Annotated in this window: 23 protein-coding genes and 1 riboswitch; of the genes, 8 read left to right on the top strand and 15 right to left on the bottom strand. The window is 49.2% G+C overall.

Annotated elements, in window-relative coordinates; all coding sequences use genetic code 11:
* Positions 1–13: 13 nt before the first annotated feature.
* The 8 genes from BM124_RS16335 to acpS form a co-directional block, all read right to left on the bottom strand.
* Positions 14–427 carry an anti-sigma regulatory factor gene (locus tag BM124_RS16335; protein ID WP_093339122.1) on the bottom strand — a complete coding sequence of 138 codons (414 nt, stop codon included), beginning with the start codon at positions 425–427 and terminating at the stop codon, positions 14–16.
* A 2-nt stretch (positions 428–429) separates the two neighbouring features.
* Positions 430–786 carry an STAS domain-containing protein gene (locus tag BM124_RS16330; protein WP_090925253.1) on the bottom strand — a complete coding sequence of 119 codons (357 nt, stop codon included), beginning with the start codon at positions 784–786 and terminating at the stop codon, positions 430–432.
* Between the two features lie 42 nt (positions 787–828).
* Positions 829–1,650 (bottom strand): STAS domain-containing protein, encoded by an 822-nt coding sequence (locus BM124_RS16325; RefSeq protein ID WP_093339120.1) that lies wholly within the window; start codon positions 1,648–1,650, stop codon positions 829–831.
* A 277-nt stretch (positions 1,651–1,927) separates the two neighbouring features.
* Positions 1,928–2,209: a ribbon-helix-helix protein, CopG family gene (locus BM124_RS16320; RefSeq protein WP_093339119.1), complete on the bottom strand. Its 282-nt coding sequence runs from the start codon at positions 2,207–2,209 to the stop codon at positions 1,928–1,930.
* A 107-nt stretch (positions 2,210–2,316) separates the two neighbouring features.
* Positions 2,317–3,471 carry an alanine racemase gene (gene alr / locus BM124_RS16315; RefSeq protein WP_093339141.1) on the bottom strand — a complete coding sequence of 385 codons (1,155 nt, stop codon included), beginning with the start codon at positions 3,469–3,471 and terminating at the stop codon, positions 2,317–2,319.
* 162 nt (positions 3,472–3,633) lie between these two features.
* The gene (locus BM124_RS16310; protein WP_244504379.1) at positions 3,634–4,683 is read right to left on the bottom strand and encodes a LolA family protein; all 1,050 of its coding nucleotides are present in this window, start codon (positions 4,681–4,683) and stop codon (positions 3,634–3,636) included.
* Positions 4,684–4,730: 47 nt separating this feature from the next.
* Positions 4,731–6,272 (bottom strand): NAD(P)H-hydrate dehydratase, encoded by a 1,542-nt coding sequence (locus tag BM124_RS16305; protein WP_170841189.1) that lies wholly within the window; start codon positions 6,270–6,272, stop codon positions 4,731–4,733.
* A gap of 49 nt (positions 6,273–6,321) precedes the next feature.
* On the bottom strand, positions 6,322–6,690 hold the full coding sequence (acpS, locus tag BM124_RS16300) for a holo-ACP synthase (protein WP_093339139.1): 369 nt from the start codon (positions 6,688–6,690) through the stop codon (positions 6,322–6,324).
* Between the two features lie 102 nt (positions 6,691–6,792).
* Between acpS and BM124_RS16295 the strand changes: the two genes are divergently transcribed.
* Positions 6,793–7,575 carry a rhomboid family intramembrane serine protease gene (locus BM124_RS16295; protein WP_093339115.1) on the top strand — a complete coding sequence of 261 codons (783 nt, stop codon included), beginning with the start codon at positions 6,793–6,795 and terminating at the stop codon, positions 7,573–7,575.
* Between the two features lie 58 nt (positions 7,576–7,633).
* Here the strand turns inward: BM124_RS16295 and BM124_RS16290 are convergent, their stop codons facing one another.
* A complete protein-coding gene (locus tag BM124_RS16290; RefSeq protein WP_093339113.1) occupies positions 7,634–8,935 on the bottom strand; it encodes a GerMN domain-containing protein in 1,302 nt (433 codons plus the stop codon).
* Positions 8,932–9,471: an RNA polymerase sigma factor SigX gene (locus BM124_RS16285; RefSeq protein ID WP_093339112.1), complete on the bottom strand. Its 540-nt coding sequence runs from the start codon at positions 9,469–9,471 to the stop codon at positions 8,932–8,934. Before BM124_RS16285 ends, BM124_RS16290 begins: the two co-directional genes overlap by 4 nt.
* A 383-nt stretch (positions 9,472–9,854) precedes the next feature.
* Here BM124_RS16285 and BM124_RS16280 point away from each other — a divergent pair, with 383 nt between their 5' ends.
* On the top strand, positions 9,855–10,580 hold the full coding sequence (locus BM124_RS16280) for a GerMN domain-containing protein (protein ID WP_093339110.1): 726 nt from the start codon (positions 9,855–9,857) through the stop codon (positions 10,578–10,580).
* Positions 10,581–10,729: 149 nt separating this feature from the next.
* Positions 10,730–11,380, top strand: a complete 651-nt coding sequence (trhA, locus tag BM124_RS16275) for a PAQR family membrane homeostasis protein TrhA (protein ID WP_093339109.1) — start codon at positions 10,730–10,732, stop codon at positions 11,378–11,380.
* A 389-nt stretch (positions 11,381–11,769) separates the two neighbouring features.
* On the opposite strand, the gene BM124_RS16270 is transcribed toward trhA, so the two are convergent.
* Entirely contained in the window at positions 11,770–12,528 is a 759-nt protein-coding gene (locus tag BM124_RS16270; RefSeq protein ID WP_244504378.1) for a CAP domain-containing protein, read from the bottom strand.
* Positions 12,529–12,886: 358 nt separating this feature from the next.
* On the opposite strand from BM124_RS16270, the gene BM124_RS16265 reads away from it, so the two are divergent.
* The gene (locus BM124_RS16265) at positions 12,887–13,735 is read left to right on the top strand and encodes an STAS domain-containing protein (RefSeq protein ID WP_093339107.1); all 849 of its coding nucleotides are present in this window, start codon (positions 12,887–12,889) and stop codon (positions 13,733–13,735) included.
* 134 nt (positions 13,736–13,869) lie between these two features.
* Positions 13,870–15,453 carry a peptide chain release factor 3 gene (locus BM124_RS16260; RefSeq protein ID WP_093339106.1) on the top strand — a complete coding sequence of 528 codons (1,584 nt, stop codon included), beginning with the start codon at positions 13,870–13,872 and terminating at the stop codon, positions 15,451–15,453.
* 169 nt (positions 15,454–15,622) lie between these two features.
* On the opposite strand, the gene BM124_RS16255 is transcribed toward BM124_RS16260, so the two are convergent.
* The gene (locus tag BM124_RS16255; protein WP_093339104.1) at positions 15,623–16,027 is read right to left on the bottom strand and encodes a YhfM domain-containing protein; all 405 of its coding nucleotides are present in this window, start codon (positions 16,025–16,027) and stop codon (positions 15,623–15,625) included.
* 418 nt (positions 16,028–16,445) lie between these two features.
* Positions 16,446–17,738: an NCS2 family permease gene (locus BM124_RS16250; RefSeq protein WP_139217145.1), complete on the bottom strand. Its 1,293-nt coding sequence runs from the start codon at positions 17,736–17,738 to the stop codon at positions 16,446–16,448.
* An 18-nt stretch (positions 17,739–17,756) separates the two neighbouring features.
* A riboswitch (purine riboswitch) is annotated at positions 17,757–17,857 on the bottom strand.
* Between the two features lie 135 nt (positions 17,858–17,992).
* Between BM124_RS16250 and BM124_RS16245 the strand changes: the two genes are divergently transcribed.
* The 3 genes from BM124_RS16245 to BM124_RS16235 all read left to right on the top strand — a co-directional run bounded on the left by BM124_RS16245 (position 17,993) and on the right by BM124_RS16235 (position 20,950).
* Positions 17,993–18,874 carry an HAD family hydrolase gene (locus BM124_RS16245; protein ID WP_093339103.1) on the top strand — a complete coding sequence of 294 codons (882 nt, stop codon included), beginning with the start codon at positions 17,993–17,995 and terminating at the stop codon, positions 18,872–18,874.
* Positions 18,875–19,016: 142 nt separating this feature from the next.
* Positions 19,017–20,591, top strand: coding sequence for a Na+/H+ antiporter NhaC family protein (locus BM124_RS16240; protein ID WP_093339101.1), 1,575 nt, complete (start codon positions 19,017–19,019; stop codon positions 20,589–20,591).
* Positions 20,592–20,698: 107 nt separating this feature from the next.
* Entirely contained in the window at positions 20,699–20,950 is a 252-nt protein-coding gene (locus BM124_RS16235) for a hypothetical protein (RefSeq protein ID WP_093339100.1), read from the top strand.
* 131 nt (positions 20,951–21,081) lie between these two features.
* Here BM124_RS16235 and BM124_RS16230 read toward each other — a convergent pair whose 3' ends face one another.
* Positions 21,082–22,290 carry a choline dehydrogenase gene (locus BM124_RS16230; protein ID WP_093339098.1) on the bottom strand — a complete coding sequence of 403 codons (1,209 nt, stop codon included), beginning with the start codon at positions 22,288–22,290 and terminating at the stop codon, positions 21,082–21,084.
* Positions 22,291–22,345: 55 nt separating this feature from the next.
* Positions 22,346–23,815 carry a betaine-aldehyde dehydrogenase gene (gene betB / locus BM124_RS16225; RefSeq protein ID WP_093339097.1) on the bottom strand — a complete coding sequence of 490 codons (1,470 nt, stop codon included), beginning with the start codon at positions 23,813–23,815 and terminating at the stop codon, positions 22,346–22,348.
* Positions 23,816–23,896: the final 81 nt, after the last annotated feature.

Here is a 23,896-nt window from a genome sequence, read left to right as displayed (position 1 = left end):
ATTCCCCCCAACATTAACGGAGCCATTTTATCGTTGTTATTTCTGTTCCTTCCCCGGTAATCGAGTCAATATCAAATTCATCCATAAGCCGCTTCACACCCGGAAGTCCGGCACCCAGTCCACCTGACGTGGTGTATCCGTCTTCCATCACTTCCCGGATACTTTTAATACCGGGACCCTGGTCTTTTGCGACGATTTTAAGCCCCCGCTTAACGCCTCCGGCTTCTTTTCCTTCAATACCTTCGAGCACAATTTCACCTTTTTCCGCGTACAGGTATATGTTCCGGGCAAGTTCTGAGATAGCCGTTGTAATTCTTGCCTGATCCACTCCTGCAAATCCCAGTTCTTTTGCTAAATTCCGTCCCGCCTGCCTAGCCGAAACGATGCCCCATTCACTGTGTACTTCAACGTTGGATTGAACACTCATTGTCATGCCTCCAATTCCTGTTGAAGTTTGTCCAGACCCTGTTCGAGGTCAAGAGCTGTCGGAACCTCTTCAAGCATAATCCCCATGTCTATCAACGTAATGGCAACTCCGGGCTGGATACCGGTAAGTACGACTTTGGCCCCCATTAGATTGGACATTTCCACCACATCACCAAGTACTTTGGCGATGAAAGAATCAATCATATCAACCGACGTCAGGTCAATGACTACACCCGCCGATCCTTCCTGATGGATTTTATTTAATAGATCTTCCTGGAATTGAAGAGCGGTTTGGTCATCCAGGTCCACTTGTACGGAAATCAGTAAATATCGTTTCAGTTTTAAAATAGGAATGCGCACGACTTCACCCCTCCGATCTTCCTCTTTTGCAATTCGTGTGTGTTATAGGTTGACAATCTGCCGGTTCGTCCGCTCCAGGCCTGACTCAATCCCTTTGCGGAGCGTGCTTTTTGTCGGGAATTTCCCCAGATCAATGCCTAGATTGACAATAGTCTGGGCGATTTCCGGGCGGATTCCTACAAGAATGCACTCCGCCCCAACCAGCCGGACAGCCTCTGCCGCCTGTATGATATGATGGGCGACCATCGTATCCACTACCGGAACCCCGGTTATATCGATCAACACCACCTGCGACCGGTGTTCAATAATGCCCTCCAGCAGATTTTCCATAACCAGTTTCGCGCGCTCTGTATCGATGGTTCCAATCAGAGGCATGACACTGATATTTTCAAAGACCGGTATAAGAGGCGCGGATAATTCTTTCAGTGCCAGCTTCTGAAGCTCAAGTGTATGTTCCCAGGAACCTGTGTATTCATCCACCAGTTGATTCACTATACCGTCCATCCAGTTTTCCACTTCCTGAAACGTTTCAAAAACCTTGCTGGAAGGTATCGTATCATTAGTAGTCATGAAACGGAGAAGGACACGCCGGAATAACTGCAGTCCTTTTGTGAAATAACTGAGCGGCCATCCGGAATACATCAGGCGTTCCGAAAAAGAGCGCAGCCGCAGCCGTGCTTCTTCTTTATCCATTTCAAGGGTATCGATGATCAGTGCGGCAAATTCGTCATTTGTACGTGTGACTGCTGCCTGTGCAGCTCCGTTTGTAAATTCACCCTCCTGAATGTTAATCATTTCTTCTTTCCACTGTTCTATCACTTCGTGTCGGTGGGTATAGACCATTTCAATGACAGATGACTGCATAAATAAACTCCTCCACAATCCTACTTGCACTGCGCTTAAAACATGGGACATCGCTTTCCTTTTCGTTGCATACTTGTGACTCTATTATTTCATGACTTTCTGCCGGGCGCAAACAAATCCTTCTTATTTTCGACGAAATATTTTGCATAACAGATGGAAACAAAAAAAACTGTGCGCCCGTAACGAGGCACAGCAGTTTTTGTTCGTCCCTTTATTAATGTAGAAGAAAGAAATAATGCCGGGGCAGACAGATGTCCTGCCGCACGCAAGCATCCGTTTATACTCCGCTCACAAGCCTGTTGTCTACAGAATTCTCCGCTTCTTCTTCAGCAAGAAAGGATTCCGAGGCGATATGCAGATTGATGTTGGCCATTTCCAGATACCCCTGCTGCATCGATTCCCGATTTCTGCGTTTCCGGCGCTCTCTGAGGTAAAATTCCGCGGCCTGATAGATAAAATCATGGCGGTCTGTATTGTCCTCTTCCACCATTTGATCCAATTCGTTCAGCAGATACTCAGGGAGACTGACTTTGATTTGCTTGGTGCTACTTTGATGCACGCCACATACACCTCCAGCTTACGCCTTACTTCTCTTTTCAGCTAAATTTATAATAGCATTTCACCCTGTAGTTTGCAAAGGTCTTTTGGGCTTCAGGCATTTAACCCTCAGGCGTTGTATTCATCCTTTGCATACGTGCGGGGAACCCGGCTGCTGATCATGCATGGGATTTCATAGGTGATGGTCCCTATCCGCTCAGCTGCCTCCAGCACGCTGATGTATTCGGACTGCTGGGTTCCTATCAATGTCACTTTCGTTCCAACCGGCACATGTGCCGGAACCCGGATCATCATCTGATCCATGCAGATCCGCCCGACAATAGGCACCCGCTCTCCATTCACAAGAACTTCCCCGCCCCCGGAAGAGTGATACCGGTACCAGCCGTCCGCATACCCAATCGGTACTGTCGCAATCCACTCTCTGGCTTTTGTTGTATATACAGCACCGTAACTGATACTTTCTCCGGGTTCTGTCTGCTTAATATGAACAATGCGGCTGTGCAGGGAAAAGGCCTCTTTCAATGGAAAAGGAAGTTCCTCCACAATTTCCGAAGAAGGAGTCAGACCGTACATGGATATGCCAAAACGCACCATGTTAAAACAATGACCTGGAAAACGAAGGGCCGTGGCACTGTTTCCGCAGTGCACATAAGGAAGCGGACCTATACCTGCATTCAACAGTCCGAGAATCTGGAGAAAACGCCTGTACTGCGCGTTCCAGTATGTTGTATCGAGTTCATCAGCTGTCGCGAAGTGCGTGTATACCCCCTCTGCCTGAATCGAAGGGATACCCTCCAGAACGGTGATAAAAGACAGAATTTCTTCGTCGTCTTTCATGCCGATGCGCCCCATTCCTGTGTCTACTTTTATATGAATGAAAAGAGGAGGCAGATCCTCTGATACATAGGCCTCTGCCGTCAGCAGCCACTCGTTTTGAAATACGGTTAAACGGATATGGTGCTGCTGGGCTTTTACCACATCCTCGGGATTAATACGACCAAGCACCAGAATCGGAGCATCAATTCCTGCTTCCCGCAGCTCCAGCGCTTCTTCTAAAAGAGCCGTTCCCAAAAACTGCGCCCCCGCCTCAAGTGCCGCTTTCGCGCTTTCCACCGCTCCGTGTCCGTAGCCGTCTGCTTTCACAACAGCCATGACATCCACCGGCTGCTCGAACAATTTCGTCACTTCGTTTACGTTGTATTTTATATTCTCAAGATTAATTTCCGCCCACGTATCCCGGTAGGAAGTTTGTTTAAATGCCATGCTGTTATCGTCCCCTGTTATATGTTTTACAAGATACCCTGCTTTGATTATTATAGCGGACACTGAATCTGTCAATTCCACGGCCGCTATCATGCCAAAGGACTGCCTTTTATATCGACAGTCCTTTCTTCCGGGCTGCATGAACACCCCTGCTTATCCTCTTTATTTCACAGCCTGGGCAGGCTCTGTCATAGACCGGGCCACAGCTGCCATCTCTTCGGCATTCAAATGTTTCGAAGCGAGCAGAAACTCCACTCCGCCGCTGCTCCAGGTCAGCGAATTTTCGGTGCGCGCCCCGATGGCCGTATGCAGGTTCACCGGTCCTCCTTTTCCCATATTAATATCTGCTGTCACCGCTTCTGCTGCCGCTGGTGTCTCCACAATCGTAAACGGCTTGTCGCCTCCGTACGTCAGCACCACTTTTCTGCCGGCGGCGGTGTTTGTTTCATTCGTATCTTCCAGTACGGCTCCCTGTGGCTCAAAAGTCGGGTACACCACTTCAAACGAATCTTTGCGGCTCTGTTGTTCTTCGTTATTTTTTTCATTGCCGGCTGAAGCTGAAACTTCCATATTGGCAGCGGTCATATTCCGCTCTGTATCAAAATCACTCTGTTCAAACTCGGCGTTTTCTTCGAAGTCGGAGAATTCCACCGAAACCAGTTCTTTGTAATCCGCATCATAGATTTTCACCGAACGCGGGGCCAGCGTCTTCGTATCCAGCACGATCTCCTGATGGTGCAGGTTTTTATTCTGGTAATTGGTCTTCGTTTCAAACACGTACGTGTCTTCGTGGATGGAGAATGTGCGCTCTGCGTCCATTAGAATATCGGAAATCAAAGACTCGTACAAATAAACCTGGCTGTTGTTATTCGGCCAGTCACTTTGGAAACGGAAACTTTTATTCAGCGAAGGTGTGAGCACAAAAACCCCATCATCGTTGCGGATAATCATCTGATTCTGTTCTTCGTTTTCGTTCTTAAGATCCACTTTATAATATTTGTTCTGCTCATTCTGCATGTAAGAAACGCCGACGTCATACGTTCTCGGCTCGTCACCGGTCTCAAGTGTCATGGACGCTGATGTCTTATACCCATTCATGTCCTGCAGCTTCTGATCCAGATCCTGCATCACTTCGTCCTGTGATTTTTCCCCGCAGGCTGCAAGCATCATCAGCAGCAGCAGGAAAAAGCATACATACATTAATCTTCGCACAATAGCATTTCTCCTTTGTCTGTAAAATAACGACAAAGGAGGGAACCTTACCTAGAGGAAATAATAGAACGAAATGCAGGCGGCAGGTAAGAAATGATATCGGTTGATGCCATGGCATAGGAAGTAAAATCGTGTTCGACAGCAAGATCCGCTGCCAGGCCGTGCAGATACACGGCATTGCTGACTGCCGGCTGTATTTTCTGTTTGGCGAGGAGCATTCCAAGCATGATTCCCGTCAGAATATCTCCGGTACCTCCTCTTGCCAGCGCTTCATTGCCCGTCGTATTCACCACTTGGCTGCCGTCCGGCATGGTGACGAGCGTGTTCGGACCTTTCAGGACAATACAGCAGTTATAACGCGCCGCCGTCTCTCTGGATAGACTGAAGCGCTTTTGAATCACTTCTTTTGTGGACACGCCGGCAAGCCGTGCCATTTCCCCGGGGTGCGGGGTTAATACTACCGGCTGGCGGCGCTGCTGCAGGGCCTTGATGTTTTCCGGCAGAAAATAGAGTGCATCCGCATCGAAGAGCAGCGGACCGTCTACCTGGTCTATCAATTGTTTTACCAGCACTTTTGCGCCTTTGCCACGGCCCATGCCGGGTCCGGCTGCCACCGCATCATACGCATGAATCGATAAGTCATCCACCCGGACTTCAGGAGAGATATATCCATTTTCATCCTGAAGCGGCATCATCATGACCTCCGGCGGTGCTGCTGCCACTGCAGCGACAGCCGAAGAAGGGTAAGCCGCTGTAAGAAGTCCGGCACCACTGTAAAGGCAAGCCTCGGCTGCCATGCGGATTGCTCCAGGCATCACCGCGGATCCACCGATGAGCAGCCCTCTTCCGTGATCCCCTTTATGAGCGGCCGTCGACCGCTTTGAAAGCGTGCCGGCTGCATCCTGACGCAGCCAAAGCTGCTTTCTCTCTTTCTGTTTCTTTAGAGCTGCCCCCGGCAGTCCGATATCAACGACTTCCACTTCTCCGAAAAAATGCGCAGCCGGCTGCAGATAAGCACTGATCTTCGGGCACTGCAGGGTGATGGTAAAATCAGCCTGTACGACTGTCTCCGGTACAGGGTCTTCGCCGGAAGGCACACCGCTCGGGATATCCACCGCCGCAACGGTTCCCTCCGCTTCATTCAGTACATCAGCCGCCTGCCTGAACGGCTCCCGAAGTCCACCCTTCACGCCGGTGCCGAGCATCGCATCGACAATCAGAACGTATTCGGTCCGGAGCCGGCCGGATTCACTCCCTGACCAGTACTTCCATGTGAAACCAGAGCGTTCATAAAGCCCCTTGTGATACGACGCCGCCCCCTGAAAGGCATCCGCATCCGATAAAAGGAAGGTTTTTACATTCCAACCCTGTTCCTGGAGTACCCGTGACACGACAAATCCGTCTCCACCGTTATTGCCTTTGCCGATCAGAACGGCTGTCTTCTGGCCGGAGGCAGGCCCGGCTTTCTTCATAAGAGCATGCGCCGCGGCCCGTCCGGCATTTTCCATTAACAGTTCTTCCTTCATGCCTGCATCGTCCATGGCATAACGATCCATCGCTCTCATTTCTTCACCTGTAACCACCTGCATGTCAGGTCCCTCCCAACCGCACTTTATTTCTATGAGACAACCTCTCAGGTTATGCAAACAAGCCGTCTCTTCCTTCGAGAACCACCTGGGCGGCAGCATAATCTCTGCTGTGGGTGATAGACACATGAGCATAGTCTTCGATTCCCGCAAGGATAGAAGGTTTCCCCCGTTCGTCCGGAAGAACCTCTATATCCTGAAAACCAAAACATCCTGAAATGCCGGTGCCTGCCGCTTTAACAAATGCCTCTTTGGCAGCGAAACGTCCGGCTGCAAATTCGACTCTGCGCCGGCTTTCGTATCTTTTCATCCGCTCCCGTTCGGCGGGTGTCAGAATACGCGCTTCAAAACGTTCTGATTTGGCCATAAGACGTTTAATCCGCTCCATCTCCACGATGTCCATACCGATTCCTTTTATCATTGTTGATCCTCCATCGCCGCTGTCCTTCATTCGCCCCGCCCCTGCCTCCTGTGCTAAAATAAAGAAAACGCACCGCCATTTTAGCTGAAAAGGAGTGGCCGTATGTTCATCCGGAATGAAACCTTTTATTCCTTCCGTAAAAATTATCCTGTCATCACGTGGCTGACAGCCGTACATCTCATTTTGTTTCTATGGATCAATCTTTCCATCATAACTGGCGGCCTGATTCCGCTGGGCGGCTGGATACTGCAGAACGGCGCGGGTGTTACCGGCGCCATTACATTCAACGGCGAATACTGGCGGCTCTTCACTCCTATTTTCCTGCACCAGGGTATAGAACACGTTCTGTTTAATTCCATTTCCCTGATTCTGTTCGGGCCGGCGCTCGAACGGATGCTCGGCAAAGTGAAGTTCATCGTTGTCTATCTTGCTGCCGGCGTCATCGCCAATATCGCCACTACACTCCTTACCGGTATCTCGTATTCCCACATCGGAGCATCAGGGGCGATTTTCGGGCTGTTTGGTATTTACCTCTATATGGTATTATACCGCAAAGATTTAATTGATGCCATGAACGCCCGGATTATCATGGTCATTACCGTACTTGGCGTTGTGATGACCTTTTTAAGCCCGAACATTAATATTCTCGGCCACCTATTCGGCTTGATTGCCGGTGCCGCCCTTGCACCGCCGTTCTTAATAAAAGCAAGGCCGTTTAACGTGATGCAGGTGCGGCGCAGGGTTCCTCGTGATAATGAGATCGGCTTTAATCCCGATCGCTGGAAGAAGCGGCGCATTCTGAGCGGCCGCAGGCTGTCACGCATCGCAGGCTGGGCATTTGTTGCCCTTGTCATCATCGGCATCATTTCAAGCCTTTTCCGCTGAATAAGAAAAAACGGGCGTTTTCTCTATCCATGAGAGCGCCCGTTTTTTTGTATTTTGTTTATTCCACCAGGTTCGGTGCCTGTGGAATATCAACCGGCTGTCCGATGTTGTAGCCGCCGGCGTTTTCCGGTGAAAGACCTTCAAACATGACCTGTTCGTACCCAAAATCCGCGGCTGTAAACAGGATCGATTCGATCATCCAGCGGAGATTGGTGTTCTCCCCGAAACTGCTCTCTTCGGAAAAGACGACTTCCGCTGTCGTGTTTTCTCCCCCGGCCGATTCAATCGACGCCTCTTTTGGAATAGAAGGACCAACAGGACTGTTGTCCGGCACGCTTTTCATCTGCTCGAGCGTCTCTTTCAGGGTGAACAGTTCCCCGTTTTCACGGCTGTTCGTCATGCCGGCTGCCTGTTGGCTGACGAGAAACTGATCATTTGTTTCACTCGTGTAAATATAGTACCCGCGGTTATTTTCCTTCTGCCGGTAATTTTGGACAATGCCATAGGCGCCCAGATCCACTCCGGCTTCCCCGTCATCGGTCAGGAGAACCTGGTTTTCCTCTGTATACCGCAGCATTTCATCCAAACTCTTCACAATCATTTCACTTTGAGCGCTGCTGTACGGAGTTGCAGCTTCTGAAAAGTCAGCTTCCAATAAGCTGTTGTTACCACCATTTATCCAATCCGCGCCTTCAAAAGACGGGGCGGCCAGACCGACCTGTACCGGATTCCAGTTTTCGCTTTTTTCATCCATCAGCGTGGCTTTACTGCCTGTGGAGGCGGTAAACGTCACCGGCACAACAAGTTTGGCCTCGGGATCAGGCACCGCTATCGTGGCAGCTGTCTCTGAATCATCCAGCTGATTTTCGGTCAGTGCGTTCGTATACTGATCGTATGACAGGTTGGTTTCTCCGGTATTCACCGCAGGTTCTTCCTCTATTTCCGTCTGCTGCTGCGGCTGCTCGTTTGACTCCGCCGCTCTTTCCTCTCTTCCTGCCCCGTTGTCCGGGCTGCTGTCTGAGCCGGAATCGGAAGCAGGCGGAGCATCGCTGTCAGCCTCTGACCCTTCCTGAATATTCATTTCTGCATTTTCTTCAGAAGAGGAGCTGTTGTCTGTCGAAGATCCGGATTGGTTGTTCAGCGTCATCATATTGGGAATCAATACGAGAAGAAGCACAAGGGCTGCGACGGCGGAAAAAGCAGGCATCACCCATTTTTTCCCTGGTTTCTGTTTTGACGTCCGCGAACGCTGTACAATATTTTGATAAATTTCTTCTTTCGGCCGCTTGTCCTTCACGCGTGGCAGCTGTTCGAGCGACTGCTTAATTCTCTCTTCTGAGAAATGATCGTTTTGTTTCACTGTCCCGCCCTCCTTTCTGACATCCTTTCTGTGCGGCCGAGCACATCCTGGAGTTTTTTTACCGCCCGGTGCTGGGTGGTTTTCACCTTACTTTCCGACCATCCGAGCACGTCCGCCGTCTCCTTGATGGACAGCGAATCAATGTAACGGAGCACCAGCACCTGGCGCTGATCCGGCGTACAGTGTTCCATCCCTTCAAACACTTCCCGCGCGTCTTCACGGGCTGATACTACCTCCTCCGGGAGAGGAGCCGGATCGCGCACCTCTTCTTTGGTAAGAGGACCGAGCATACCGAGCCACTTTCGTTTTTTGCGGTTCTGCTTTCGTATCCAGTCGATTCCCACATGACGGGCAATGGAATACAGCCACGTTTTTTCCGTGCTTTTCCCTTCAAACGAATCAAAGGAATGAAATACTTTGATATATACCTCCTGCACCAGTTCTTCCGCCGTTTCCTTATCCCGTACCATATAGAATAAATATTGAAAGAGAGCGTGGTGATAGGTTTCGTATAACCGTTCAAATTCCTCTTTCACGAGTAACACTCCCGTATCTTTAGTCGTTCCTATATCCTCAAAGTTACAAAAAAAAGACAATACAGCCGCCCTTTTTCGTTACATAAGGACGGATATCCAGTAAATCGCTGCATATAACACAATAAAAACAAGAAGCACTCCTGCCACCTGTTTGTTCGATTTTTTACGCACATTACCACCTGCTGTTATAACGTATCGAAATCTATTATATCATTTTTTTGCTCCATGGTAGATTCCAAAAGAGTGAAAAAATATGGGATGTACAACAGGAGAAAAGGCCTTTGACATTCCTTTTTACTTTTTCTACACTTTCTGTAACTGTTTCTTTGTACATAACGACTATGAAGTAGACAGACATACAAAGAGAAAGGAATGGTATAAACATGAAACGATTGTTGTTATTGTTTGTTACCACTGTGCTGGCACTGGGTGTGCTTGCTGCCTGCGGTCAGGGAGGACAAAGCGGACAAGACGGTACAGAAGGTACTTCTGAAGATACGACACAGAATGAAGAAAACATGCAGGAAGGGTCCGACTCCGAAGGAAACACTTCTGACCAGGAAGAAACCGAAAACAGCGGGGATCAGAATGATAACCAGAGTCAAAATGAAGAAGACACCGGATCCAATACCGATGTAGAACAGGAAGATTCAGTGAACGCCGGTGAATCGGGAGAAACGGTTACAGAAACCGTGACCCTTTACTTTTCTGATAATCAGCTTCTTGAGAAATATACAGAAGAACAGGAAGTAGAAGCTTCTTCTGAAGAAGCACTGCCGGCTGCGGCACTTCAGGCCTGGATTGACGGCCCTGACTCTGAGCAGCTCACATCCCACTTTCCGGAAGACAGCAGCGTGGAAGTTCAATCCGTAGAAGGGGTGGATGGCACAGCAGAAGTATCGTTCAACAGTGCCTTTCTGGATGTTAATGCCGGTTCCAGCGCGGAACAGGCGATGACCGAACAAATCGCCCTTATCATGCAGCAGTTCGGGTATGACCAGGCGAAAATTCTGGTTGACGGTGAAGAACAATCCTCCCTGTTCGGCCACATGGACGCCACGCAGGCCTTTTCAGCTGAGAACGGCGATGAATACAGCCCGGTTGAATAACTCCTTTCTATCTACACATTATCCCGCCGGAACTCCGGCGGGATTTTCTATATGTTAAACGGTATGTACCACTCCATTAGAAGAAATACTCAGAATGTGATAAACTAAAGAAACCACGTAACGAAGATGAAAGGGGCAGATACACGACAATGACGGATGCTTACACCTTTTCTCGTAAAGAAGAAATCGCCAATGCCGCCACCCACGCCGTCGGAATCGCTTTAAGTCTGGCCGCCACTACACTTCTTGTCGTCTTTGCCGCCATGCATGCCACCGCTTTTCACATTGTCAGTGTATCCATTTACGGGGGCACCATGCTTTTGCTCTACGTCTCTTCCACTCTTCTTCACAGCTTCCGGCATGGCAAAACGAAAGACATCTTCGAAATATTTGATCATGCTTCTATTTACCTGTTTATTGCGGGCACCTATACTCCGTTTCTCTTTCATGCGCTCGATGGCGCTCTGAGCTGGACGTTGTTTGGTATTGTGTGGGGAATCGCTCTTTTCGGCGTTGGATTTAAAGCATTTTTCGTGAAAAAATTTGTTGTGCTGTCCACCCTGTTTTATGTATTGATGGGCTGGATTATCGTTGTCGCATGGCAGCCGCTGACCGATTCTCTCGCGCCCGGCGGAACAGCTTTTCTCGTCGGAGGAGGACTCTTGTATACCGTCGGAACCATTTTTTATGTCTGGCGTCACTTTCCCTATCACCACGCCGTCTGGCACGTCTTTGTGCTGGGAGGTACGGTGCTGCATTTTTTTGCCGTGTTCCTCTATGTGCTTCCTCTTTCGTCATAACAACTCCGGAAAAAAGGTTTGTCCTCCGGTGCCGGGCTGCGGTTGTTCGGGGCCGGATTGGTTCCGTGAACACTAAATCTCCCGGCAGCATACGCAGCGTCCACGGAAGTGGAGTCAGTGGACACTACGACTCGCTGCACCGCTCGTTAGTGTCCATTGATTTCCGCCGAATCCCTGATTTCAGCAACGTAGTGCACACAAAACAGTGACCCATGGACACTGCATCCTTATTTTGCGATAACAGTGTCCATATGTCCGGCTGGATGACGCACGGGATGACTGCAGGCGCACGTCTTCCGCTCCCGCCACCCGCCAAATGAAGGGGGTTGTATCCAAAGATACAACCCCCTTCATTTATCACATATTATTATGGTTCCTGACGTTTTTCTTTATTTTGTTACGAACATCTGCGTCCAGTAATGGCCGTAGCTTCCCCCTTCGGCATGACCGACACCGATGTGGGTGAAATCTTCATTTAGAATGTTTTCGCGGTGGCCTTTGGAATTCATCCAGCCTTCCACCACCTGTTCAGGGGAGCGCTGTCCGGCAGCGATGTTTTCGCCGGCACCTTGGTAATCAATCCCGTAGGAGTCCATCATGTCAAACGGACTGCCGTAATTCGGGCTGTTATGGGAGAAATACCCGGCATCGCGCATATCCTTCGATTTATCACGAGCGACATCCGATAGTTCGCTGTATGGCTTGAGAGGGGCCAGGCCGGCTTTTTCTCTTTCCTCGTTCGTCAATGCAATAACCTGCTGTTCAAATTCACTTTCGCTCTCGACATCCGATGTATTCTGCTGTGCTGTCTGTTCCTCTGAAGCATTTTCCTGCGGGGCTGCTTCTGCGGCAGGCGCATCCGTTGTCGTTTCTTTCTGAGCATCACGGTTCTCTGCAGCATCAGATTCATTTTCTTTTTGATCCGCTTCAGGTTTCTGCTCTTCTTGTTGAGCGTTCTCCTGTTGTTGCTGCGGCTGTTCCATGGTGTACTGACCGGCATTTTCCTCAAAGAATTCTTTCAGGGATATATCCAGACTGCCGGATTCTTTTGCGGATATATCGCCTTTTTCCACTGTTATACAGTTTTGTGCCTGTGCGGCTGCTGGAAACATAAGTAGTACAGCCGAAGCAATGATGATTTTTTTCATGCTGAACACCTCCAGCTGTTATTATGAGCGAATCTCTTGATCTATGAAAGGGGGTTAGGGATTTTATGGAAAACATCACGCTTCATTTCCATCACCCTTCACTCCTTATTTCCTTCTATAAAATGGTTAAATAAGTACATCTTCCGACTCTTTTACACTTTATTTGAAACAAAAGACTTATTTAATTGAACGGAATCGACCAACTTCGTACTCACCATTCCTAATAAAATCGTAAAGAAATGTAATGAAGATGAAATCGACACAGAATGACAAATAGATGTTTTATACTACATGAAAAAGGGTAAGAGCTTTGGTATCGTTTTATATACATAACTCTTTAGAACAGGAGCTGGATAACATGGAGCACCGGCACGAAACATTTAAAAAAATCGGTTTGGATATCGCAGAACATGCCCGCGATTTGAAAAATCAGGTACAGGAAATCCAGCATGCAGATGACAGGTTTCATTTTTCCCGCAATGACGAGTATTTCCTGACGTTGATTGATGAACTGTTCCAGACAATGGGGCGGGGAATCACAGACGACCACCCCGAATCCCCCGAACTGAAAGAAAATATCCGTTCATGGGGGGAAAAGGCCGCTGATTACTGCCTGAAAAAAGAAATTTCCCTGGGCACCGCCTTAACGATTATTCCGCAGATCCGGGAAGTGCTGACAAATACGATCGAACGGGAATGTCTGGAGTTTGAATTATCACTGCATGACTCATTTGTCATTTACAGTACGTTTGAATCGCTGCTTGATAATGCCGCACATGCTTTCAGCCATACGTTTGTCAATCATCACATTGAAGCCCTCGAACGTGCGAAACAGGAAATGCAGGAAATTTCCGTTCCTGTTGTTCCAATTACCCAGGGTACAGCTGTCCTTCCCCTTATCGGTGACATGGATGATGAGCGTTCTGAATTTCTACAGGAACGTACGCTGGAGCGTGCCACAGAACTGGAGCTTTCCTATCTGATTATTGACCTGTCCGGCATCAATACGATTAACACGTGGTTTGCCCAGCACCTGAATCAGATGATTGAAGCCCTTCAGCTTCTCGGGATCGATACCAGTATTTCAGGCATGCGTCCGGAGCTTTCCCAAACCATCGTCCATCTTGGCATCAACTTCAAACATGTCGCCAAGTATTTAACACTTGAACAGGCCCTGCAGCAGCATACGGCCTATTTCAGTCTGTAAAATCAAGTAATGGGTTTGGCAGCAGGCGTCCGCCGGGGCACCTGCTTCTTTTTTCATTCGCTGCATCTATTGTTTCGGCACAGGAAATCCTTTATGATGAAAGGGTTGAATGATATACGCAGAAAGGATTCATTATGAGTACATTACATGAGGAAATCACCTCCCGCAAAACGTTTGCGATTATTTCCCATCCGGATGCCGGAAAGACGACCCTGACCGAAAAACTGTTGTACTTCGGGGGCGCTATCCGCGAAGCCGGCACTGTAAAAGGGAAGAAAAATACAAAACAGGCCACAAGCGACTGGATGGAAATCGAAAGACAGCGCGGAATTTCCGTTACAAGCTCTGTCTTGGAGTTTCACTATAACGGTCATCACATTAATATCCTTGATACACCCGGGCACGAAGATTTCAGTGAAGATACATACCGCACGCTCACAGCAGCCGACTCGGCAACGATGCTGATTGATGCCGCCAAAGGGGTCGAGGACCAGACGGAAAAGCTGTTCAAAGTATGCAGCATGCGCGGCATTCCCATTTTCACGTTTATCAACAAAATGGACCGCGAAGTCCGGGACCCGTTCGAACTGATGGAGGAAATGGAGGACGTGCTCGGCATCCGTTCCTACCCGATGAACTGGCCGATCGGCATGGGTCAGAATTTTTACGGTATCTATGACCGCCACTCCAAAAAAGTGGAACTCTTCAATCCTGATAATCCTTCTGATGTAGAAGTAAAGGAAGTATCAGGCCCACAAGACCCGGTACTGGATGAACTGGTTGATCCGTCCTTTTTGTCCCAGTTCCGGGAAGAGATGGAACTGCTTGATGTGGCAGGAGATCCGTATGATGAAGATAAGATCTTCCGCGGCGAACTGACACCGGTGTTTTTCGGCAGCGCCATCTCCAACTTCGGGGTGCAGAACTTTCTTGAACACTTTCTTTACTTCGCCCCGTCCCCGGTCGGCCGGCAGAGTGATCAGGGATTTGTGGAGCCGGTGCAGGATCTGTTTTCAGGCTTCATCTTTAAAATTCAGGCGAACATGAACCCAAAACACCGGGACAGGATCGCCTTTATGCGTATTACTTCCGGAAAATACACCCAGGGTATGACGGTCAATCACCCACGTCTGAACAAATCGATGCGTCTCGCCCAGCCGACGCAGTTTCTGGCACGCGACCGCAGTATTGTCGAGGAGGCTTATGCCGGGGATATCATCGGGCTGTTCGATCCCGGTACATTCCGAATCGGGGATACGCTCGCAGGCAAAGGAAACTTTCAGTTTGCGGAGATGCCGCATTTCTCCCCGGAACAGTTTGCTGCCATCAGCGTAAAGGATGCCATGAAGCATAAGTCGTTTGAAAAGGGGACTCAGCAGCTGACCGAAGAAGGACTGATTCAGCTGTTCCAGACGTACAACCGCTATCCGGAACAGCAGATTATCGGTGTCGTCGGCGGCCTTCAGTTTGAAGTGCTCGAACACCGCCTGAAAAACGAATACAACTCCGATATCCGTCTCGAACACCTTCCGCTTTCGATCGCGCGCTGGGTGAGCGGAGATGAAAAAGAACTCGAAACGTTCCGGAATAAACAGCGTAACCTCGCCGTAGACCGGGACAATAAACTCGTTGCCCTGTTCGAAAACGAATTTCAGATGAACATGGCCAAGGACAAATACCCAAACCTCGTCTTCCACGAAAACTCATTTACCGATTAAAGACAGAGACCCGGCACAAAGCAAAAAGCCGAACGATTCATGTAAGAATCGTTCGGCTTTTATTTTTACAACCCGGCGAGCAGGACGTAGTTCAGGAGAAACAGCCCGGAAAAGAATGAAAAGGCTGTCTCCCCAAAATAGGGAGAGCATTTGTCCAAATTTTAAGAAGTTAATCCAAGTTATTTAAAATTTCTTTGACTTTTTTCGAGGATTCAGGACTTGGAACATATACATCTTCTTCATGGCCAATAAACATTAGTGTTAATTCTCCGTTTTTTTTCTGAGATAAATGTAAACCTCTGTTCGTGTCATCTTCATATTTAATCTGCATATCATAAATTGGCCTATTAACTTTAATATCCTCTTTTTCAGCACTCTCCATCAACGCTTGGAAATCCTCTAATTTATTACTATCCTCAATATTCATAATAAAATTTTCATTTAAACCTCCAAAGCCAGAAGATTCTGCTATATTGACACGTTTTATATCTTGATCAACTGGCAATCCTTCGGCTTTACACCCAAATAAACTTATTATAGATACCAAAACTAAAAGTGAAACATTTTTTCCCATTCCAACCTCCCCTCAACTCAATAATTATCATCGTCAACACTATAATATTAATCTATGGCCCTAATTCCAATGATAAACACTTAAGAAAAACGAATCCTCAAGCTTACATTAATTTCATTCTCAGTGATTGAGATATAAGAGCTTTATTTCATTGCATTACCCATAATACTTGTCACCTAGAAGAAATGGCAGCTTACTGCTCTTTACAAATAGGTCATGAAACACTATATCACAAGCATTAATTCCCAACTAACCCACGGTGGATATAGCTTTGTTGCTTATTAGCCGTGGGTTTTTGAATACGATGGACGACTTTTACCACTTAAGCCATCCAAGTAGGATAAAAGGGCAGAAGCCTATAGCCTCCACCCTAACCATTCTTCTATCTTATAAAGATTCTGTTCCAGCCTCTTTATTTTTACAACCCGGCGAGCAGGACGTAGTTCAGGAGAAACAGCCCGGAAATGACATACATAATCGGCGATACGGCCTTCGGACTTCCGAGCGCAAGCTTAAGCAGCGGATAGGCGATAAAGCCGAATGCGATACCGTCGGCGATGGATGATGTCAGTGGAATCAAGCCGATAATCAGATAGGCCGGAAACCATTCCGACATGTCATCAAACGAGATGTGGCGGATCTCCTGCACCATCAACCCTCCGACAATAACGAGAACCGGGGCAATGGCAGCTTCGGGAATGCTCGTGAACAGCGGCGTGAAAAACAGGGACAAGGCAAACAACACCGCCGTCACAATCGCTGTCACACCGGTCCTTCCACCTTCGGAAATACCCGATGCGCTCTCCACCGTCGGAATCGTCGGCGATGTTCCCAGAAAACCCGAGGACAGTGCCGAAACAGCAGAAGCCTGATAGGATCTGGAGAATTTCTCTTTATTGGGCAGCATCCCCTGCAGGAGCCCCATGCTTTCAAACATGATAATAATCGTTAACGAAAAGACCGACAGCAGAAAAGGAAGCTCCAGCACCGCGCTGAAATCAAGAGAGCGCCACATTGATTCATACCCGGAAAACGAAAGCGATGTTCCAGCCCGCTCGCCTTGTAATCCGGCAAACCACCCTGCCGCACTCGTAACAGCCATGCCAATCAGAAAACTTCCTTTCACCCCGCGGACGAGCAGTCCGAGCGTCAGCAGAAGACCAAAAATGGTCACTAACGCCGCAGGCGAAGAAAGCGAACCAAGCGTAACAAACCGGTCCTCATCCGCTGCTATCAACCCACCTTTCTGCAAACCGATGAACGACAAAAAGATGCCGATTCCGACCGTTATGCCGAGTTTTAAAGACTGTGGAACGGCGGTGGTCAATTTTCCTGCAAGCGGCGTGACCGCTGCAATCACAAATAGACAACCGGCCATCACCGCAGCGGCCAATCCCTGCTGCCAGGTCAAACCGAGTCCCTGTACGATTGTATACGTAAAAAAGGCATTAATACCCATGCCCGGAGTCAACACAATCGGAGCATCCGCCCAGAATCCAATCAGCATACATCCAATCACCGTAACAAAAACGGTACCAAGCAGGGCGTATGAATAAGGCATACCGGCATCCGACAAAATGGCCGGATTCACGACAAGAATATAGGCAATCGTAAAAAACGACGTCAGACCGGCCGTTATTTCCTGCTTCCAAGTTGTATTCTCAGCGTTCAGCGAAAACATATCTATCTTCTCTCCTTTGTCCCATGCCATAAAAAAAAGCTACAAGTCTCCTGCGCGTAAGAGACTCGTAGCCGGAAATTTATCGGTTTCCTGTAGAAACCCCGGCCCCCTGTCGACCGGGATATACGAGTAATCATTCTGTTTTCCATAGAAGATTATAGCCGATTCCCCCTCCTTCGTCAATAACGAAAAACGACGGACAGTGATAGAAATTACGGGCTGAATCCGCAGATATATGATAAAATGAGAATCGACAATACGCTGAAAGAAATAGGTGACAAATCATGAAACTAACCGCAATCGATATGGACGGTACGCTTCTCCACAGTAGCGGGTATGTCACGGCGGGAAATGCCGATGCCCTCCAACGCCTGCAGCAGGAAGGCCACAAAGTCGTTATCTCCACCGGACGGGATATATCCGATGTCAAACGCCTTCTCGGCGAAGTAAATGTCGTTCCGGACGGCATTGTGTCTCTGAACGGCGGACTGGTCACCTGGCATGACCAACACGTTCACACGTCTTACATGAATCCGGATGACGTCATCGAACTGGCGGAGTGGCTGGATGAGCATCAGTTTTATTATCACATCAACACCGATGACGGCATATACAGCCCTCCCCGCTCCCGCGATTTTTTTCTGCACGATCTGGACGTGTATGCTGAGGATAAGGAAAAAGGGGAGGAAATCAAGGAAGCCATCCGCCGGCGTGCCGACGAGCACCACGGCCTTTATAACATCAAGGAACTTCCTTCTCCTTCTATGGTGAAAGAGCGTGGATTGACTGTTTACAAATTTCTCATTCTTTCCATGCTGGAGCCAAAACTCCAGCGCTGTGCCGATCACTGGAACGGCAGCCCGGGGATTTCCATCACGTCTTCGAGCCGTGATAACCTCGAAATGCTCCACCCGGACACGGAGAAAGGAAAAGGGTTGAATCACCTTCTCTCTTATGCGGGTCTTGAAGACATCGAAACGTTTGCGATCGGCGACAACTTCAATGATCTTTCGATGTTTGCCACCGCCTCCACCGCGATTGCGATGGGCAATGCAGAAGACGGCGTGAAACAAAAAGCGGATGTCACAACTGCTCCGCACGATGACGACGGCGTAGCACTGGCTGTTGACTCCCATATTCTTGATTCTTCCGCTTCCCCGCAGTGACTCCCATATTGCCTGCCAATCTTGACACTGGTATAATTTCTATGTTTGCTGCAATACCATCATTGACTTGAAAACGACCTGACTGGTGTTCTGCCGGCCAGGTTTTTTCTATGCACTGACATCTTGGAAAGGAGTATACATCATGGAAGGTGTAACTGCGTTATCATTGCTGCCACCGGCACTCGCGCTCGCTATGATTATTGTGACCCGACGGGTGCTGCCATCACTTGGGGCGGGCATTCTGACAGGGGCTCTTATTTTGAATGACTGGGGCGTTCTTTCTGCACTGTCCGATATATGGGACTCTTTTGCCGTCCTTTTCGTTACGGACGGCGCATTAAATGACTGGGAATTGTTTATTATTTTATTTCTGCTGCTTCTCGGTATCACGGCGTCTTTGATCAGCTTTTCTGGAGGAAGCCGGGCGTTTGGGAACTGGGCCCTCCACCGGATCAAAACCAGAACGGGCGCCCAGATTGCCACGTTTGTTTTCGGCATTCTTATCTTTATTGATGATTATTTTAACAGCTTAACCGTTGGACAGGTAAGCCGCCCGGTTACCGACCGGCACCGGATTTCCAGAGCCAAACTGGCCTATATTGTCGACTCAGCCGCCGCGCCAATCTGCGTACTTGCACCGCTGTCGAGCTGGGGAGCTTATATTATTACACTGCTCGATGACATTACGAGTGAATACAGTGACGTATCCATGAGCGGATTCCAGACATTTCTTGCAGTGCTCCCGATGAATTTCTACGCGCTGTCGGCGATTACGCTGTTGTTCTTTGTAATCCTGTGGAATATTGATATCGGCCCGATGCGCAGGCATGAAGAACGGGCCCTGCTCCATCACCAACTGCTTGATCCGAACCGCTCCCATATTCCGGGGGAGCAGGTTTCGAACCTGGACGAGCATAACGGGCGCGTGCGCGATCTTGTTATTCCTATTGCTGCTCTTATCGTCAGCACGGTGATATTTATGGTGTATACCGGTGTCCGTGCCGCTGAAACCGTCACTCCGATCACTATCTTTGCAGAGACGGATGTCGCCTTATCCCTCGTGCTCGGTGGTTGTACCGGACTTATCGTTTCGGTGCTATTCACATTTGGCAAACGTCCGGCAGCCGGAGCTTTTCTGCAGGCTGTATGGAACGGTGCCCGATCCATGCTGCCGGCGATCTATATTTTAATCCTTGCCTGGATGATCGTATCGTTTATCGAAGAGCTGCAGACAGGAGAATACATTGCCTGGTTAATAGATGGAAACGTATCAGCTTCGTTACTTCCGGCTATCCTGTTTATCACAGCCGGTCTTATTGCCTTTTCGACCGGAACGTCCTGGGGAACCTTCACGATTCTGCTTCCCATCGCGGCAGATACAGCTTCTGTTATTGATATCACAATGCTGCTGCCATTTCTGGCTGCGGTCATTGCAGGCGCCATTTTGGGCGATCATATTTCTCCAATTTCGGATACGACGATCCTGTCTTCCACTGGAGCCGGAAGCCATCACATCGACCATGTGATCACACAGCTGCCCTATGCCATCATCGCCGCGGCTGTCTCCTTCGTCGGATTTATCGTGCTTGGCGTTACCGGAAGTACGACAGCCGGCCTGGCTGTATCGCTTGTGCTGCTTCTACTGACAGCCCTTTATTTGAAGAACACAATTGAAACGCTTCACGACGGAAAAGAAGTCGTATCCAAACCGGAATAAACGTGAAGAATAACCCTTCCCATAGAGAAATCTTGTTTAAAGAGGAACAGAAAAGGAAAAAAGAATAGTATAAGACGTTCGTTATGGAAAAAGGGAAGGGTGTTCGTATGGAAGTATTGATTGTTATTATCGCCATTATCATCGCAGCCGTCTACTTCTCTCCGTTTTTTCTGGAAAACCTGCAGGCGTCATTCCCCTATTTTAATTCGTTGATGCGGATCCGCTACACGATTATTTTCGGAGGAATTGGTCTGCTGTACGGACTGGCTGAAGGGCAGATGAACATCCAGCATCTGTTTCTCGGTATGATTGCAGGCAGTTTCGTTGATTTTCAGCTCCGCAGCACACAGAAATATTAGATCCGTAAAAGAAACAGGCAAACAATGAAAAAAGGCTTCCGCTTATCCGAATGAAATGGACAAGCGGAAGCTTTTCGTTTATCTAAAAAAACGCCCGCCCTCTTTGAGTTGAGGCGGGCGGCAATACGTGTTTATACCGTTTTCGGCACCTGGTGGAAACAGCGCTTGTAGATCCATTCATAATCCGGGATGCTGAGGTCGCGTGGATTGCCTTCGGTCTGTGGGTCTTCCATTGCCGCTTTACTAAGACGCTCATTCATCTCCGGATCCACACCCTGTTCTTCCAGGCTTGGGATGCCGAGATCTTCGGCGAGCTCATACATCCAGTTCACAGCGGCTTTGGCTGCTTCTTCCGTGGACAGGCAAGCCGTATCGATGCCAAACGCCTGAGCCATGCGGGCGAAACGTTCCGGCACAGCTTTCCAGTTGTATTCCATAACCGGGCCCATCATAGCCGCAACACATTGACCGTGAGCGACCGGCAGCAGACCGCCGAGTGTCTGGCTCATCGCGTGAGCGGCGCCGGCGGACTCACTGCCATAGGCGAGACCGGCAAGCATCGCACTCTGGGCCATGCCGTAGCGGGCTTCAAGGTCCGTGCCATCAGCGTAGGCACGACGGATATACACGGCAGCGTACTCCATCGCAAGAAGAGCGACCGCATCCGTTACCGGCTGGGCATATTTCATCGTATAACACTCCACCGCGTGGGCGATAGCATCAATTCCTGTCATCGCCGTCACGTGCGGAGGCATGGAGACGTGGAGCTCCGGATCAATGATTGTCAAGTGCGGCGCAATCAACGGACCCCCAGTGTTAAACTTAATCCGGCGGTCTTCATCAGTGATAACCGCCCACTGTGTTACTTCCGAGCCGGTACCAGCCGTTGTAGGCACCGTGACAAGCGGCGGAATCCGTGTCTCCAGCGGCTTTTTTCCTTCCGCATCTTCATAGTCCGGCACACTGCCTTCATGCGCTGCTTCCACTCCGATGGCTTTCGCTGTGTCCATCGGGCTTCCGCCACCGACTGCTACCAGACCGTCACATCCTTCCCGCTCATACACACCAGTCCCCTTTTCGATCAAACGGACCGGAGGATTCGGCTCTATATCACTGAAAACTACAACATGTACGCCGGCTTTCTCCAGGTTATCTATCACCGGATCCGCCACCCCTGCTTGATAAAGACCGGGTCCTGTTACGAGAAGCACCCTGCCCGCACCGAGGTTCTGCATTTCCTTCCCAATGTGCCGGGCAGCACCGATACCATGTTTGATAGCTGTAGGCATCTCAAAAGAGTGGTATCCAAGCATGTGCTCCACTTTCATATTAAGACTCATTCTTATACCTCCCGCGGTGCAGCAAACATGGTGACATTATTCCCGGGTCGTGCCATTATTTAAACCAATGGAGAGGTTCCGGTTTCTTGTTGCGGAAAATGTGTTTTGTTTCCGTATATTCTTCCAATCCCGGTTTGCCAAGTTCACGGCCGATGCCGGACTGCTTGAATCCGCCCCACGGAGCCTGTGCAAAATAAGGGTGGAAATCATTGATCCAGACGGTCCCAAGACGCAGTGCAGCGGCCATCTCCTCCGCTTTGGCAATATCAGTCGTAAATACTGCGCCGGCCAGACCGTAAATGGTGTCATTAGCTTTAGCTGCGGCTTCTTCCCGGCCTGTGAATGTTTCCACGGTCAGTACCGGACCAAATACTTCTTCCTGAACAATGTTCATATCAGACGTGCAGTTGCTGAAGACCGTCGGCAGATAGAAAAAACCATCCTGCAGTTCCGGGTCTTCCGGACGGCTGCCGCCGACTTCCAGTTTGGCGCCTTCTTTCTTTGCGATTTCGACATACTTTTCCACTTTATCCCGGTGTTCGGCCGAAATCACGGGACCAGACTGGGTATTTTCGTTAAATCCACTGCCGAGCTTGATATTCCCGGCGCGCTTTACGAGTTCTTCGACAAATTCATCATGAATGCTGTCTTCTACAAGAAGACGTGCGCCGGCAGAACATACCTGTCCGGCGTGGAAAAAGGCGGCATTCAGTGCCTGATCGACAGCCAGTTCAAAATCGGCGTCGGCGAACACAATATTAGGGTTCTTGCCGCCGAGCTCCAGCGCAATCTTTTTCACATTGACGCTGGCGGACTGCATGATTTTCTTCCCCGTTTCGATTCCTCCTGTAAAGGAGATCAAATCGACATCAGTGTTTTCGGATAATTCAGCTCCCGCGTCAGCACCTTTACCAAGGATCAGGTTGGCGGCACCTTTTGGTGTGCCGGCTTCTTCTATCAGTTCAAATACTTTCACTGTCGTAAGCGGCGTGATTTCACTCGGCTTCACGACAATCGTGTTTCCTGCCGCAAGAGCCGGCGCAATCTTCCAGGCAGCCTGCAGCAGCGGGTAGTTCCACGGTGTAATCTGACCACAGACACCGACCGGTTCATGTACAACTTTACTGTCGGAATCCGGAATCGGTGAAGGAATCACTTCGCCGCCATCTTTGTCTGCAAGAGCTGCGAAATATTGAAATACGCCGGCAATATCATCCATATCCTCGCGGCTTTCATCCAATGTTTTTCCTGTATCAAGGGTTTCCAGTTCTGCCAGCTCTTCTTTGTCCCGGCGGATAAAATCCGCGATTTTTTGTACGATATCTCCCCGTTCTCCTGCAGGAAGCGCCGGCCAGTCTCCCTGGTCAAATGCCTTACGCGCGGCCTGAATGGCCGCTTTTGCGTCTTCACGGTTTCCTTCCGCGGCCTCAGCCGCCTTTTCCCGGTTGTACGGGTTGATAATCGTTCTAGTTTCTCCCGACGCCGCCTCTACCCAGGCACCGTCAATGTACATTTTTTTCAGCATCGAATCGTCCCCTCCTCATCTGTAACCGAAACATTTAATATGTTAAGAAACTTTTTAACGTTTGGAATGTATTTAATTTAT

The organism is Salibacterium halotolerans, assembly GCF_900115625.1.
GTDB lineage: Bacteria > Bacillota > Bacilli > Bacillales > Marinococcaceae > Salibacterium > Salibacterium halotolerans.
Note: the sequence above shows the minus strand (reverse complement) of the source record. Positions and strands in the feature narration are given on the sequence as shown.